Annotated in this window: 12 protein-coding genes and 1 tRNA gene; 8 read left to right on the top strand and 5 right to left on the bottom strand. The window is 70.9% G+C overall.

The window, feature by feature from the left end; genetic code table 11:
* Nucleotides 1–1,607, top strand: a 1,607-nt coding sequence (locus tag E1211_RS23025; RefSeq protein WP_132351095.1) for a recombinase family protein, incomplete at its 5' end; no start/stop codon positions are given.
* Here E1211_RS23025 and E1211_RS23030 read toward each other — a convergent pair.
* Together E1211_RS23030 and E1211_RS23035 are read right to left on the bottom strand one after the other, a co-directional pair.
* A tRNA-Lys gene (locus tag E1211_RS23030) sits at nt 1,582–1,653 on the bottom strand. The genes E1211_RS23025 and E1211_RS23030 overlap by 26 nt on opposite strands.
* A 60-nt stretch (nt 1,654–1,713) precedes the next feature.
* Nucleotides 1,714–1,956 carry a hypothetical protein gene (locus E1211_RS23035; RefSeq protein WP_132351096.1) on the bottom strand — a complete coding sequence of 81 codons (243 nt, stop codon included), beginning with the start codon at nt 1,954–1,956 and terminating at the stop codon, nt 1,714–1,716.
* Between the two features lie 204 nt (nt 1,957–2,160).
* On the opposite strand from E1211_RS23035, the gene E1211_RS23040 reads away from it, so the two are divergent.
* Nucleotides 2,161–2,997 carry an LppX_LprAFG lipoprotein gene (locus E1211_RS23040; protein ID WP_132351097.1) on the top strand — a complete coding sequence of 279 codons (837 nt, stop codon included), beginning with the start codon at nt 2,161–2,163 and terminating at the stop codon, nt 2,995–2,997.
* 141 nt (nt 2,998–3,138) lie between these two features.
* Here E1211_RS23040 and E1211_RS23045 read toward each other — a convergent pair whose 3' ends face one another.
* Entirely contained in the window at nt 3,139–3,789 is a 651-nt protein-coding gene (locus E1211_RS23045; RefSeq protein ID WP_243709651.1) for a hypothetical protein, read from the bottom strand.
* A gap of 197 nt (nt 3,790–3,986) precedes the next feature.
* On the opposite strand from E1211_RS23045, the gene E1211_RS23050 reads away from it, so the two are divergent.
* From E1211_RS23050 to E1211_RS23065, 4 genes are all read left to right on the top strand, one after another.
* Entirely contained in the window at nt 3,987–5,204 is a 1,218-nt protein-coding gene (locus E1211_RS23050) for a HupE/UreJ family protein (protein WP_132351099.1), read from the top strand.
* A 123-nt stretch (nt 5,205–5,327) separates the two neighbouring features.
* Nucleotides 5,328–7,298 carry a metallophosphoesterase family protein gene (locus tag E1211_RS23055; protein ID WP_132351100.1) on the top strand — a complete coding sequence of 657 codons (1,971 nt, stop codon included), beginning with the start codon at nt 5,328–5,330 and terminating at the stop codon, nt 7,296–7,298.
* A 90-nt stretch (nt 7,299–7,388) separates the two neighbouring features.
* Entirely contained in the window at nt 7,389–8,459 is a 1,071-nt protein-coding gene (locus tag E1211_RS23060) for a WxL protein peptidoglycan domain-containing protein (protein ID WP_132351101.1), read from the top strand.
* 197 nt (nt 8,460–8,656) lie between these two features.
* Nucleotides 8,657–9,121 carry a hypothetical protein gene (locus E1211_RS23065; RefSeq protein ID WP_132351102.1) on the top strand — a complete coding sequence of 155 codons (465 nt, stop codon included), beginning with the start codon at nt 8,657–8,659 and terminating at the stop codon, nt 9,119–9,121.
* A 3-nt stretch (nt 9,122–9,124) separates the two neighbouring features.
* Here the strand turns inward: E1211_RS23065 and E1211_RS23070 are convergent, their stop codons facing one another.
* On the bottom strand, nt 9,125–11,521 hold the full coding sequence (locus E1211_RS23070) for a glycoside hydrolase family 65 protein (protein WP_132351103.1): 2,397 nt from the start codon (nt 11,519–11,521) through the stop codon (nt 9,125–9,127).
* A gap of 166 nt (nt 11,522–11,687) precedes the next feature.
* On the opposite strand from E1211_RS23070, the gene E1211_RS23075 reads away from it, so the two are divergent.
* Nucleotides 11,688–12,314, top strand: coding sequence for a phosphatase PAP2 family protein (locus E1211_RS23075; RefSeq protein WP_132351104.1), 627 nt, complete (start codon nt 11,688–11,690; stop codon nt 12,312–12,314).
* 1 nt (nt 12,315) lies between these two features.
* Here E1211_RS23075 and E1211_RS23080 read toward each other — a convergent pair whose 3' ends face one another.
* Nucleotides 12,316–13,128: an A24 family peptidase gene (locus E1211_RS23080; protein ID WP_132351105.1), complete on the bottom strand. Its 813-nt coding sequence runs from the start codon at nt 13,126–13,128 to the stop codon at nt 12,316–12,318.
* A gap of 629 nt (nt 13,129–13,757) precedes the next feature.
* Between E1211_RS23080 and E1211_RS23085 the strand changes: the two genes are divergently transcribed.
* Complete coding sequence (locus tag E1211_RS23085; RefSeq protein WP_243709652.1) at nt 13,758–14,285, top strand: hypothetical protein; 528 nt, start codon at nt 13,758–13,760, stop codon at nt 14,283–14,285.
* Nucleotides 14,286–14,537: the final 252 nt, after the last annotated feature.

Below are 14,537 nucleotides of genomic sequence, written 5' to 3' on the forward strand. Positions count from 1 at the left end.
CACCCAAACGGCGCGGCCGACGCGCCCACCAACCCACCACAGCCGAGCGGCCCGCCGGCCCCTGCCGAGTCTGCGTCTACATCCGCCGCTCCACCGACGACGAACACCAACCCTTCTCCCTCGACGCCCAACGCGCCGCCCTGGAGAAATACGTCAAGTCCCAACCCGGCTGGACCATCGTCGCCGAATACGAAGACGACGCCTCCGGCGCCACCACCCACCGACCGGGTCTCCGGAAAGCACTCCACGCCGCGAAAGCCGGACTCTACGACGTCCTGCTCGTCTACCGACTCGACCGATTCAGCCGCAGCGTCGCCGACCTACTCGACCTCATCAACATCCTCGAAGCATCCGGCGTCCGATTCTCCTCCGCCACCGAACCCGTCGACACCGGCGGACCCTTCGGCCGCATGATGCTCCAACTCCTCGCCGTGTTCGCCGAATTCGAACGCAACATCATCATCGACCGAGTGAAAAGTGGCATGACCGCGAAAGCCAGCAAAGGCAAATGGGCCGGCGGCACCCGCCCCTACGGCTACCTCGTCAACCCCGACCACCGCCTCGTCCGCCACCCCGACGAGGCCCCCATCCTCCGCGACATCTTCCGCCTCTACACCCGCGACCGCGTCGGCACCCGCGCCATCGCCACCATCCTCAACGAACGCGGCGTCCCGAACCGGACCGGGAAGAAGTGGTCCGGACACACCATCAACCGGATCCTGGACAACCCCGCCTACGTCGGGGACATCGCCTACCGCGACGTCTACGTCCCTGACGCCCACGACGCGCTGATCGACCGGGACACCTTCCAGCGCGCCCAGGACATCGCCGCAGCGCGCGGTGACGTCCAAACCCGGCGGGCCATGTCCGACTCGGACTACTACCTCACCGGCCTACTGACATGTCCACGCTGCGGACAGCGCTACATCGGCACGTCCGCCAACGGACGGACCCGCCGCTACCGCTACTACACCTGCTTCACCCGCACCCGCTACGGCAAACACTCCACCTGCGACGCACCCCGCCTACCCGCCGACGACCTCGACAACGCCATCCTCAAAGCGCTGCACGACTTCTACACCACCGCCGAACCCGTCCTGACCGCCATGATCGAACGCGCCCACGCCCAGCGCGCCAGCACCACGGACGACCGCGGCGCCGAACTGACCGCCCTCGCCCACCAGATCACCACCACCGAAGCGGCCATCGACCGGTATCACACCGCGTTCGAGAACGGCACCATGGACGACACCACCGCCGGCCCGCGCATCCGGGAACTCCGCCAGCAACTGGCTCAACTCCACACTCGGCACGCCGAACTCGCAGCTTGTCTGACCGCCCAGCCCGCCCCACCGGCGCCCGGCACCATCGCCCTGATCCGGGACTACCTCACCACGATCATGGCCAGTGGCAGCGACACCGAGCGCAAGGCCGCCATCGAGACCCTCATCGCCGAAGTCCAACTCACCGACCAGGGAGTCGTACCCGTGTTCAAGGTCCCCACAGACACGACGATGCCCCCGCCCGAAACGGACGAGGGCATCTCGACGGGGCCACCGGTTCGCACAATGGTGCGGTCGGTGGGCCGCCAGGGACTCGAACCCTGAACCTATGGATTAAAAGTCCACAGCTCTGCCATTGAGCTAGCGGCCCGACGATCCATTAGGCTACCCGACCCCCACGGCGAGGCGCGCGGCTCTCGGGCTCGCCCCGTCAGTCGGCCTGGGTACCCGAGTCGAACCGGTAGACCCCCGAGTCCCGGAGCAGGGTGAGCGTCCCCATGATCTGCCCGTCGACGCGCGCCACCAGCAGCCGGTTGCCAGGCCGGGCCACGAGCCTCGCCAGTGACTCGGCGTCCAGGGGAGCCGAGAGACGAGACAATTGGGGCAGAAGTCGCGCGAGGGTCTGGACCAGGTCGTCGGTTAAGTCCTGCACGACCTCGATCTCGACACCCATGCCGACCGACTCCAGCGCGGGCGACCCCAGGCGAGCCCTGAGTGCGCGGTGGGCGTGCCGGTGACACCGATGTCGCAGGCGTAACGCCCCGGGGGCTCACCACGCGACCGGGATGGGGGCCGCTTGCTGTCGCCCGGTTGGGATAACGTGTCGCCCGTCGATCTGGAGAGATCTCCAGAGTCCTTCGGGGGAAAGAAGCTGTCAGTGTCACTGTGGAAGAAGACCACGGTTGTGGCGGTCTCCGCGCTCACGGCGCTCGCGGTCAGCGCCTGCGGTTCCGAGTCGGGGTCGTCGGAGCAGCCGAAGCAACCCACCGTGCTGGAGTTGCTCGCCAGCGACCTCAAGGGTTCGTTGCAGAAGATCGTCGACACGACGGACAAGAGCGACTCGGTGGCCGTGACGATGGAGGGCACGGCGGCCGGTCAGAAGCTCTCCGGGAAGGGCGTGCTGGATCTGGGTGACCCGTTCAAGGCTCAGATCGAGGCGGCGGGCCCGGACGGTACCCCGATGACCATGCGGATGATCGGCACCGCCATCTACGTGGAGATTCCCGAGGCGGAGCGTGCCAGCGCCGACGGGAAGCGCTGGATGAAGCTCGACCTGGCGGCTGCCGGCGCCCCGGCGGGGATGGACTTCTCGAAGCAGTTCGAGGATGTCGACCCGACCAAGCAGGTCAAGACGCTGCTGGCCACCGAGGGCGTCAAGGTCGTCGGTGAGGAGACGATCAACGGGACCCGCACGGTCCACTACACGGTGACCGCCCCGGTGGCGACGTACCTCGGGCAGGTCGACGCCAAGGTGCGGCCGCAGGTCGAGGAGCAGCTGGCGAAGCAGGGCGTCAAGGACGTCACGGTCGACGTCTGGGTCGACGAGCAGTACCGGCCGCGCCGGGTGCACTCGGTCATGGGCACGATGAGCGACCTGACCGTCGACTACACCGACTACGGCAAGGCGGTGAACATCGAGACGCCGCCCCCGGCGGAGACCGCGGACCTCGCCGAGATGCTGAAGGGCCTGGGCGAGCTGACCGCCGGGGTCTGATCGAGACCGAAGCTGCCCGGCCGGTGACTCTCGTCGCCGGCCGGGCAGTGCCGTTTCCGGGTCCCGCTGCGGAGCCTGTCTCCCACGACCGTGCCCGGCCGCGCCGGCCCCGGCTCGCCGGACGGGCCGCGCGGAACGGGCCTAGTGCTGGTCGAGCCAGATCACGATGCCGGTCAGGTTGTTGAGCACTGCCGCGACGCCCGCCCGGATGGCCGCCGCGCAGCGTTCGGCCGTGAAGGAGTTCGGGTCGTACGTCGAGGACATGCCGAGCCCCTCACCGCGGAACGACGCGCCGGACCAGTCGGCCGCCGTCACGTTGTGGGTGGGCTCGGCGACTTCCGCGCCGACGACGAGGAACTGCTGCGACAGGTGGCTCGCGGTGACCATCGCGAGCGGGTCGATCAGGTCGTTGCCGGCGCTGACGATGAGGTCCGGGGTCATCTTGACGGCCCGGTCGATGCTCGGCACGAAGTCGTGCGCGTCCTTGGGGACCACCGTCCGGAGGTCGACGTCCTCGTCCTCGGCCCACTCCTCGACCGCCGTGACGAGGGCCTTGGTGGGGGCGTCGTCGCCCGTGGTGAGCAGCACCACCCGGTAGCCCTTCGGCGGGTGCACCGCGTTCCAGGATCCGGGCCGCGGCGTGACGGTCCCCTCCGGCTTGGGCGGGTCGCTGGGGTCGACGAAGCCGGTGCCGAGGGCGCCGACGGGACTGGGCGTGGGGCGGGGCTGCGACCAGTCGTCGCCGGTGCCGCAGCCGGTGAGCAGGGCGGCGACCGCGGCCAGGGTCGCCACGGCCCGAAGCGGGGGACGCAAGATGTCGTCGTCCTCTCGAGGCGTACGGAAAGTGCGGGCTCCTTCCTATCCCAGGTCCCGCCGGATGCCGGCCGCCCGGGGCCTGACCTGCGACTTTGTTTGCCAACGGTTCTTCGTTCGACCGGTTGCCGTTCATCCGCGACATGCACCGTGCACTGGCCAACCGAAGGAAGAGCATGTCGCAACGCATTCGCAGAAGCCTCGCCGTCGTGGTCGTCGGGCTCGCCGCCGTGGTGATCACCCTGCTGAGCACCGGGCCGGTCTTCGCTCACGGGTTCACGTCGACCGTGTACGGCGACGTCACGGCCGGCGACGAAGGTCACGTACGGACGAAACTGGAGCTGGAGTACGACCTCTTCGTCGTCTCCACCGCCGACTACGAGAAGGACGACCCCCTCTTCCAGCAGGGGCAGCCGGCCTTCGACGACCGGGACATGGCCGGCATGGCCGCGGCGCTGAACGCCCACAAGAAGTCGGCGGTCGGGTACGTCACGAACCGGGTCTCGGTCACGTCCGGCGGTGCGACCTGCGTACCGAGCCAGGTGGGCGACTTCACGATGGGCGTACGGGAGGGCGTGCCCTATGCCGACCTGCTGCTCGACTGGGCGTGCGCCGAGCACGGCGGCGCGCACGAGGTGCGCAGTGGCCTCTTCCCCGACTCGGAGGGCTACGTCAAGGGCACCAAGACGATCCTCACGTACGACGTCGACGGGAGCTCGGGCAGCGCTGCGCTCGACGCCGAGCACCCGTCCTTCTCGACGGGGCAGACGTGGTACGCGCGGTTCTGGGAGTTTCTGCGCCTGGGCGCCGAGCACCTGCTGACCGGGCTCGACCACATCCTGTTCCTGCTGGCGCTGATCGCCGGATCACGGCGGCTGCGCGAGATCGTGCTGGCGGCGACGAGCTTCACCCTGGCGCACTCGGTGACGTTCATGCTCGCGGCCCTGGGCCTGGTCGACGCGCCGGCGGGGATCGTGGAGCCCGTCATCGCGCTGTCGATAGCCGTGGTGGCCGCCTGGCACCTCTTCGGGATCTGGCGTCGCGGTGACCACACCACGGATCTGGAGACGGCGGGCCGGGGACACTTCAGTCTGGACCGTGCGGGTTGGCTGCGCCTCGCAGTGGTGTTCTGCTTCGGTCTCGTACACGGTTTGGGTTTCGCGGGCGCGCTCGGCATCGACGAGGCTTGGTCCTGGCAGTTGCTCTGGTCGCTACTGGTGTTCAACGTCGGAATCGAAACAGTTCAACTCGCGATTATCGCCGTCGCCTTTCCGCTGCTGGCGGTGCTACGCCGGCGCTCGCCGAAGGCCGGACTCTGGGCCACGGGCGCGGTTTCCGCGGGTGTGGCCGCTATGGGTCTTTTCTGGTTCGTGCAGCGCGTATTCGGATTCTGAGAAAACGCTGGTCTTCCTGGGAGCGATACCAAACGGCCCGACCCGATTCATGATCGGTTCACCGAACCGGGCCAGGTTGAGGACGCTCTCGCAGCACCTCTCATCCGAAAAGGACGGAAATTGATGAGAATGAGCACCTCGGCACAGGCCTCCCGGCTTGTGCGACGTCGCGTGGCCACGGGGGCCGCTGCGGCGATCTTCGGTCTGGGCGTGGCGCTCAGCGGTGGCCTGACCACCGCCGCCAGCGCCGCCGACGCCACCTCCTACAGCGGCATCGTCCTCGGGGTGGGCGCCAACGAGACCCAGCGCATCGTCACCTGGTACTCCTCGGGTGACACCGCGCAGAAGGTCCAGGTCGCCCCGACCACCTCGATCGTCAACGGTGAGTTCCCGGCCGACGCCGTCATCTTCGACGCCACCGGCGCGGCGAACACCTCCACCACCGGCTACAACCGGCACGCCACGATCACCAACCTGAAGGAGAACACGGGGTACTCGTACCGCGTCGGCTCCGAGGGCAACTGGTCCGCGGCGTACGCCTTCAAGACGCACGACTTCGAGGGCGACTACGACTTCCTGTTCTTCGGCGACCCGCAGATCGGCTCGTCCGGCGACATCGCGAAGGACGGGGCCGGCTGGGCGGAGACGCTGCGCTACGCCACCGCCGCGAACCCGGACATCGAGCTGCTGGTCTCCGGCGGTGACCACGTGGAGTCCGCGAACAACGAGGCCCAGTGGGACGCGTTCCTCGCCCCCGACCAGCTGCGGCAGTACCCGGTCGCGGCGACCATCGGTAACCACGACGTCGGTGGCAAGTCCTGGGAGCAGCACCACTTCACCCCGAACACGGACCGCTCGAGCCAGTACTACAACGGCGACTCGGCGACCCGCTCCGGCGGTGACTTCTGGTACATGCACAAGGACACGCTCTTCATCGACATCAACAGCAACAGCTACGTCAACCCCGCCGACGGCTCGCTCGGCGGCGACGCGGCGCACGTCGCGTACGTCACCGACGTGATCAAGAAGCACGGCGCCGAGGCGAAGTGGACGGTGCTGGTCTACCACCACGCCATCTACTCGCCGGCCAGCCACTCCGGCGACGGCGACAACAAGCAGCGGCGGAAGGACTTCACCACCGCCTTCTCCGAGCTCGGCGTCGACCTGGTGCTGCAGGGTCACGACCACAGCTACTCGCGTAGCTACTCGCTCAAGAACGGCCAGAAGGAGAACCCGGCCGAGCAGCCGGGTGCGGCCGACGTGTACCCGGGCCCGGGCGGCGTCATCTACGTGACGGCGAACTCGGCCTCGGGCTCGAAGTACTACGACATCAAGAAGCCGAACGCGGCGGACACCGACCCGAACGGCCAGCGGCCGGACCCGCTGAACCCGGACAACTTCTGGTACAACTCCGTGCAGAACCAGGAGCACGTCCGGACCTACGTCAAGGTGGGCGTGAAGGCCGACAAGCTGGTCGTCGAGAACATCCGCAGCGGCACCTGCGCGGCGCCGAACGCGGCTGTCGAGAAGGGCAGCTGGTGCAACAACACGCCCGAGGGCCAGCCGGTGGGCTCGATCGTCGACAACGTGACGATCCACCCGTACAACGGTGACGGCCAGTCGATCCAGGTCAACGTGCCGAACGCCACCGGTGAGTTCGGCTGGACGATCGACGGCTACAACGGCCTGGTGAACCTGGGCACCGCCCAGGAGCACAACGGCTGGTACTTCGAGGCGAACGGCAAGATCAACCCGATCGTCGTCTCGGACAGCCGCTTCTCGCTCGCCCCCTGGTCGATCTCGGCCAACGTGAGCGACTTCAAGGACGGCGACAAGACCATCGCCGGCTCGTACCTCGGTTGGTCGCCGAAGATCGTCGAGTCCGGGGCCGGTGCCCAGGCCGGCGCCGCGGTGGTCTCCGGCTACGACGACCAGGGCCAGGGCCTCGCGATCTCGCGCGGCCTCGGTTCGGCCGACCAGGGCCACGCCCGTGGTACCGCCAAGCTCGGTGCCGACCTCGACCTCAAGTTCCCGAACGAGGTCGCGAAGGGCAGCTACCGCGCCACCCTCACGATCACTGCCCTGAGCAGCTGATCGGATCCGCTTCACCGGCGGGGTAGGCACCTTCGGGGCCTACCCCGCCACCCGTTTCGAGCCACCCCAAGATCACCCGAAGGACCAGAGATGCACGCGCCCGCAACGCGCTGGAAGACCAGGACCGCCACGCTTCTCCGTACCACAGCCCTCTCCCTGCTCGCCGCCGCCGCTGTCGCCGGTGTCGGCGCCGGACCCGCCCTGGCGGCGGAGGGCGACGTCACCTGGACGGTCAGAACGGCCTCCAACAGCTACGGCGCGACCCGGTCCAGCTACAGCTACAACGTCAACCCCGGCGGCACCATCGAGGACGGGATGGTCGTGGCCAACCGCGGCAAGGCCCCGCTGAACCTCACCGTCTACGCCGCCGACGGCTTCACCACCGAGGCCGGCCAGCTCGACCTGCTCACCCGGGACAAGAAATCCGTCGCCATCGGCGCCTGGGTGCGCGCGAACACCGCGAGCGTCGCGATCCAGCCGGGGAAGAGCGCCACCGTCCCGTTCAAGATCAGCGTTCCGGCGAACGCCACCCCCGGCGACTACGTCGGCGGCGTCCTCACCTCCCTGACCCAGCCCGACCAGGCCGAGGGCATCAACGTGGACCGGCGGCTCGGCATCCGGATCAAGCTGCGCGTCGGCGGCGAGCTGAAGCCGGCCCTCGCGATCGAGGACTTCGACGTCGACTACAAGGGCACCTGGAACCCGTTCGGCCGGGGCGACGCCACCGTCACGTACAAGGTCCACAACACCGGCAACGCCGCCCTGTCGAGCCAGCAGGCGGCCTCGGTCTCCGGCCCGTTCGGGCTGCTGCGCGCGAAGGCCCACGACCTGCCGAAGACACCGGAGCTGCTGCCCGGCGAGAGCTGGCAGGTCACCGTGCCAATCAAGGACGTGAGCCCGGCGTTCCGGCTCGCCGCGTCCGCCACTCTCACGCCCCTGCTCACCGACGCCTCGGGTTCCGTCACCCCGCTCGACAAGATCGAGGAGACGACGCACGCCTGGGTCGTCCCGTGGACCCTGCTGCTACTGGTCCTCGTCCTCATCGCGGTCGTCGTGCTGGCGATCCGGCTCGGACGCCGCAACCGCACGGTGCGCAAGCAGCGTGAGGAGGCCCGCGTGCAGGAGGCCGTCGAGCAGCGGCTCCGGGAGCAACGGCAGTAGCGGCGACCGCGGGGCCGCGAGTGCGGCCGCCGGCTCGGTGGCGTGCCACACCCGCTTGAGCATGCGCGGCGCGGTGAGGCGTCCGTTCACGAGGATCATCGGATAGGACGACCCGTCGGGTGGTCGTGTCGTTGATCCGGCTGCGACCCTCGCCGTCGGCGGACCACGGTGGGGGCACCCGTCGAGGAGGGACGCCGATGACCAGTCAGCGGGAGACCGTGCAGGTCGAACCGGACCTGTTCCGTGCCGTCTACGACTCGCCCGCCGCGCTGCCCGGCCGGCACCGCTGGACCACGCCCGAGTCGGACGTACGGCGGCTGGAGAAGCTGCTCGGCATCCCGCCGCGCAGCATCGGCGCACCGCTCTGGGTCAGCGGCGACGAGCCGGACTGCCCGAAGTGCGGTCGGCGGGTGACCTGGTACGACATCGTCTCGTCCGCCCTCGACGGCGTGCACGACCGGACGATGATCGCGATGGTGATCCTCGGTGACCGCAAGTACGTCAACACCGAGGTGCCCGCCGCCATCCCCGGCGTCAGCTGCGCCGACTGCCACACCGCCATCGACGGGCTGCGCAGCTTCAAGTGCCACAACTGGGCGTACGCCTTCGAGGCGCTGGAGAAGGTCCGGGAGCGGATGTCCGGCGGGCTCGCCACGACCTGAGCGTCAGCCGCCGGCCCGGCGCGGCGGACGCCGGCCCGGCGGGCAGGGCGGCTCAGGCCCGGGATCGGGCACCGGAGGCATCGGCCGGGTCACCGGCGCGCCGCCGGCGACGGAGAGCCGTTCACCGTGGTGCCACACCTCGACCGTGCTCTCCGGCCCGGCGTCCGGCAACTCGTAGCGGGCCTCGTCCCGGGTGAGCGTGACCCGCAGCCGTTGCCCGTGCCACCGCAGGTGGAACGCGAGGCGGTCGATCCGGCGCGGCAGCCGTGGGTCGAAGGCGAGCACGCCCCGGTCGTCGCGCAACCCGCCGAAGCCCTGCACCAACGCCAGCCACGCCCCGGCCAGCGAGGCGAGGTGCAGCCCGTCGGCGGTCTTGTCGCCCAGGTCGGCGAGGTCCCGCAGCACGGACTCGGCGAAGAGGTCGTACGCCAGGTCGAGGTGCCCGACCTCGGCGGCGAGCACGGCCTGCGGGGCGGCCGACAGGGACGAGTCGCGGACCGTACGGGGCTGGTAGTAGGCGACGTTGCGGGCCTTCTCGTCGGCGGTGAACTCGCCCGGGCAGCGCAGCATGGCCAGCACCAGGTCGGCCTGCTTGACCACCTGTCGGCGGTAGAGCTCCAGGTAGGGGTAGTGCAGCAGGAGCGGGTAGTCGTCCTTCCCGGTGTTCGCGAAATCCCACTCCGGCCGCTCGGTGAAGCCCGCCGACTGCTGGTGCACCCGGCGCCCTCGGTCGTACGGGACGGCCATCGCGTCGGCCGCGTCGCGCCAGCCGGCCACCTCGGCGCGGTCGACGCCGAGGCGGGCGGCGCGGTCCGGATGCCGTTCGGCGGCGTCGGCGGCGCCACGCAGGTTGCGCCGGGCCATCAGGTTGGTGAAGACGTTGTCGTCGACCAGCGCGCTGTACTCGTCGGGTCCGGTCACCCCGTGGAGGTGGAACGCGCCGTCGTCGCCGCGGTGGCCGTACCGGTGCCAGAGCCGCGCGGTCTCCACCAGCAGCTCCAGGCCCGGCCCGGCGAGGAGTTCGGCGTCGCCGGTGGCGGCGACGTGCCGCAGCACGGCGTCGGCGATGTCCGCGTTCAGGTGCAGCCCGGCGGTCCCGGCCGGCCAGTAGCCGCTGCACTCCCGGCCCCCGATGGTCCGCCAGGGGAAGGTCGCGCCGGCCAGCCGCAGCTCGGCGGCCCGCTCCCGTGCCTCGGGCAGGTGCGCGTGCCGCCACCGCAGCGCGGAGCGGGCGACCTCCGGGGCGACGTACGTGAGCACCGGCAGCACGTACGCCTCGGTGTCCCACAGCACGTGGCCGTCGTACCCGTTGCCGGTCAGCCCCTTCGCCGGGATCGTCCGGTCCCCGTCCGGACGACCGGCCTGGAGCAGGTGGAACATCGCGAAGCGCACCGCGAGTTGGAGTTCCGGGTCGCCGTCCAGCTCCACGTCGGCGCTGCGCCACAGGGCGTCCAACGCCGTCCGCTGCGCGGCGAGCAGCGTGTCGAAGCCGTCCGTTCGGGCCGCTGCCGCCTCGGCGACGACCAGGTCGGCGAGGTCGTCGGGGAGTGTGCCGTCCACCGGGGCGCACTCGTACGCGGCGAACTTCGTCACCCGCAGCCGCTCACCCCTGGCCAGCCGACCGGTGAGCGTCACGCGCAGCCGGTCCGGGGTGCAGTCGCCGTCGGCGGTGACGCCGGGCGGCGTGTCGACCAGGTGGGCGACCGCCACGGCGACCCGCTGCGCGCTGCGGTCGGTGCGGTGGACCAGCACCCCGTCGAGGCCGGCGGCACGGCGGGTCTCGGCGGTCAACGGGTCGGTGACGACATCGGCCGCGCGGGGGTCGTCCGAACGCTCCGGGACGCGCTCGTTGGCGAGCAGGTCCGAGCAGACGCGCACCTCGACCGGGCCGTCCAGCGGCTCCACCTCGTACCGGACGGCGGCGACCGGACGTCGGGGCAGGGAGACGAGCCGGGTGCTGCGGATGCGTACGCCGCCACCGGAGGGTGAGATCCACTCGGTCTCCCGGCGCAGCACGCCCGCCCGCAGGTCGAGCGTCCGTTCCTGGCTACGCAGGGTGCCGGTGCGTACGTCCAGCGGCTCACCGTCGACCCAGAGCCGGATCAGGGCGGCGTTCGGCGCGCTGACCACTGTGTCGCTGAACTGCGGGAAGGCGTACCCGTCCTCGGGATAGTCGAGCCTGCGCCGCTCGTGGAAGCCGTTGAGGTAGCTGCCCGGCATCCCGCACGGCGTTCCCTCGTCGAGGGTGCCCCGCCACCCGATCCAGCCGTTGCCGAGCGCGAACACCGATTCCGTCTCGGCGAGCCGATCCAGGTCGGCCCCGGTACGCCGGATTCGCCAGCTCTCCGCGCCACCCGACGCCGTGACTTCCGGCCGGCCGTCCGTGGCGGTGGTGTGCACGCAGCCTCCCGTGGTCGCGTCTCGTCCGGATCGTGGCAAATCAAGCTGTGAGATCACTGGGACGAAAGTCAGGTGACCCTCCTGCCCTTCGCCGCTGTCGTTGAATCTCGGTTATCCGTACCTTTCTCCAAGGTGAACGGGGTATGAACGAAGCGTGGGGTGATTCATGGTGAAGAGCGGCACCATCGACGTACCGGAGATCAGCGCCGACTGGTACCAGGACGTCGTCGACGCGGCAGCGACCAGCCCGGAGCCGGTGCGTTGGTTCGCCGGGCACTTCACCGAGGGGGCGATCGTGCTGCTCGGCCTGCTGCTGCTGGCCGCGGCGCTCACCCGCCTCGGCGCCGGCCCGCGGGACCGGGCCCTCGCCCTGGTCGCGCCGATCCCGGTCGTCCTCGCGTACGGCGGCAGCGAGTGGCTCAAGACGATCGTCGACCAGGACCGTCCGTGCCGTGCGGCCACCCAGGCGATCATCGCCGGCGCCTGCCCGCCGACCGGCGACTGGTCGTTCCCGAGCAACCACTCGACGGTGGCGGGGGCGCTGGCGGTCGCCACACTGCTGCTCGCCCGTCGGATCGGCCTGGTGGCGCTGCCCCTGGCCGCGCTCGCCGCGTTCTCCCGCGTCTTCGTCGGCGTGCACTACCCGCACGACGTGGTCGCCGGCCTGCTCTTCGGTGCCGGCGTGGTCCTGCTGCTCGTTCCGCCGCTGACGCGGGCGGTGGCCGGATTGCTGCGCCGCCGGTCGCCCGCCGAACCACCGGTGGCGGACCCGATCGGTGGCTCCCGCCGCTGACTCAGCCCGCCATCAGCAGCGCGGCGACGGTGCCGAGCACCAGGAACGGGCCGAACGGCAGGTGGCTGGACCAGCGGGCCCGGCGGGCGGCGAGCAGACCGAGGCTGACCAGGGCGGAGAGCCCCAGCGCGAGCATCAGCCCCGCCACCAGCACCGGCCAGCCGTGCCAGGCGAGCAGCGCCCCGACGCCGAGGGCCAGCTTGGCGTCACCCAGCCCGAAGCCCCGCGCGCCGAGCAGCAGGGTGGTCGCGGCGAAGAAGAGCGCGAGCCCGGCGCCGCCCAGCACGGCCCGCAGCCAGGGGCCCGCGCCGGCGTCGGTCAGCGCGGCCACCCCGAGCAGCAGCCCGGCCCCGGCCGCCGCCGGCCAGGTGAGCCGGTCCGGCAGCCGGTGCACGGCGAGGTCGATGAAGCAGAGGGGGAGGGCCCAGCCGAGCCACCAGGCGACCGCGGCCAGCTCGGCCGCCGGTGGGCCGAGCAGCACGAGCACCGCGACGGCCCCGACCGCGGCCAGCTCGACAGCGCCCGGTCGCGGCCCCGTCCGGGCGTGGCATCGTCCGCAGCGGGCGGCCGGGCCGAGCGCCGGCCAGGGGTCGCGTAGGTCCACGGGCGCGCCGCAGGCCGCGCATCCGGTGCGGAGCGGGGATCGGGCCGGTACGGCGTGCCGCAGCACCGCCAGGCGCAGCAACGGGGTGAGCAGGAGAGCCGCCGGCGCCGCCCGCGCGACGCCGGATCGGCGGCCACGGGGCGGGGCACCGTCGACGGCCGACGGGGTCGCCTGATCGGGCTGCGGTGGGCGAGGGCCGGTCAGCGCCATGCCCGCCGCCCGGCTTGATCACGCGAGCCGTCGAACGTGAACACGGAGCGTGACTTAACGAACGCTCGGGTGTAGCGGATGGCGCAGAAAGGGACCGGGCGCCGCCGGCGGGCAGTGGCGTACGGGGCCGCCTCGGCCATCCCCGGCCGGCACGGCGACGGCGATCGGCGACGAACGGACGGATCGGACGAGATGCCGCGAGTGGGTCGACTGGCCTCCACCATCCGGCCAGCGGAGCCCGCACCCGGCGCCGATGCGCGTCGCCGGCCGGCGCGGCGGGCGACCCGTCGGGACGCGATCGGTGCGGAGTCGGTCGTCGCCACCCGCCACCACCACCTCTCATCACTCAGCGTATTCACGCGAATTTCCTCTGTTGCATCGGCGGGCGTCAGCTTATGCTCCCCCCTTGGGTGTGACGCAAGCCTCACCGAGACGATTGGAAGGCATCGAGCTTCGCTTTCGTAAGAGATCCGTGAAGGTAAATGCGGTAGCGCAATCGAGAGCTCCGGATGTGACCATTCGGGCCCGCTTCCGCATGCCCGGCGGCGACGAGAAGGTTGCGGCCGGGCCGCCATCGAGGAGGCACGGCGGTGCGAGGACGGCAGTTCAGCCGAGCGGCAATCTGCCTGATGACAGTCGCGACAACGGCGTCGATCACGGCGTGCGGCACGAGCCGGGAGGCGGCCGTCCGGCCGCCGACAGCCCCGGCCGCCGCAGCCGATGCCGACCGGGAGGCCGATGAACAGGCGGCCGGAAAAGCCGCCCTGGACGCATATTCCGGCTATCTCACCGCGTCCCGTACGGCAAGTCGGAACAGCGATCCGCACTCGCCGGAACTGTCCCGGTTCCTCGCGGATCCGCTGTTGACCCGGGTCCGAGTGGCCATTCGCGAGGCGAAGGAGCACGGCGCGATGCGTACCGGAACGTTGAAATCGCAGCCCACGGTGACCGCGGTGAGCCTGAACGCCGTGCCGGCCACCGTCGAGATCCAGGACTGCCTCGACGCGACCGGATACCGCCTGGTCTACACCAAGGACCGACGGGTGGTGCCCGGCAGCGGCGGGAAGCGGTACCTCGCCACCGCCACCGCGACCCGCTACCCCGACGGCCGCTGGCTGATCAGCGCCGGCGCCGCCCACCAGGACCAGCCGTGCTGACCCGGGGAGGCAGGGGCACCCCGGCCCGACCCCCGCGGGCCGGGGCGCCCCGTCCGGCACCCGCGCGGCACCGGAGCATCGCCCGGATCGCGGGTCCCGCCTTGGTCCTCGCGCTGGTCGCCGCGGGCATCGCCCCGGCCACCGCCGCGAGACGGGTCGACCCGGGTGGCTCGTGCCCGCCGGAGCAGCACGACTGCAGCGTCTGGGACGACGACCCCGGCACACCCGGCGGCGGCGGAGACGGTGGGGGCG

Origin of the sequence: Micromonospora sp. 15K316, from assembly GCF_004348525.1 — a bacterium.
Classification (GTDB): Bacteria; Actinomycetota; Actinomycetes; order Mycobacteriales; family Micromonosporaceae; genus Micromonospora.

What these genes read in the sequence shown, in the direction of transcription:
- E1211_RS23035 (WP_132351096.1), bottom strand. Translation starts at nt 1,956, where the DNA reads ATGGGTGTCGAGATCGAGGTCGTGCAGGACTTAACCGACGACCTGGTC.
- E1211_RS23050 (WP_132351099.1), top strand. Translation starts at nt 3,987, where the DNA reads ATGTCGCAACGCATTCGCAGAAGCCTCGCCGTCGTGGTCGTCGGGCTC.
- E1211_RS23055 (WP_132351100.1), top strand. Translation starts at nt 5,328, where the DNA reads ATGAGAATGAGCACCTCGGCACAGGCCTCCCGGCTTGTGCGACGTCGC.
- E1211_RS23060 (WP_132351101.1), top strand. Translation starts at nt 7,389, where the DNA reads ATGCACGCGCCCGCAACGCGCTGGAAGACCAGGACCGCCACGCTTCTC.
- E1211_RS23065 (WP_132351102.1), top strand. Translation starts at nt 8,657, where the DNA reads ATGACCAGTCAGCGGGAGACCGTGCAGGTCGAACCGGACCTGTTCCGT.
- E1211_RS23075 (WP_132351104.1), top strand. Translation starts at nt 11,688, where the DNA reads ATGGTGAAGAGCGGCACCATCGACGTACCGGAGATCAGCGCCGACTGG.
- E1211_RS23080 (WP_132351105.1), bottom strand. Translation starts at nt 13,128, where the DNA reads ATGGCGCTGACCGGCCCTCGCCCACCGCAGCCCGATCAGGCGACCCCG.
- E1211_RS23085 (WP_243709652.1), top strand. Translation starts at nt 13,758, where the DNA reads ATGACAGTCGCGACAACGGCGTCGATCACGGCGTGCGGCACGAGCCGG.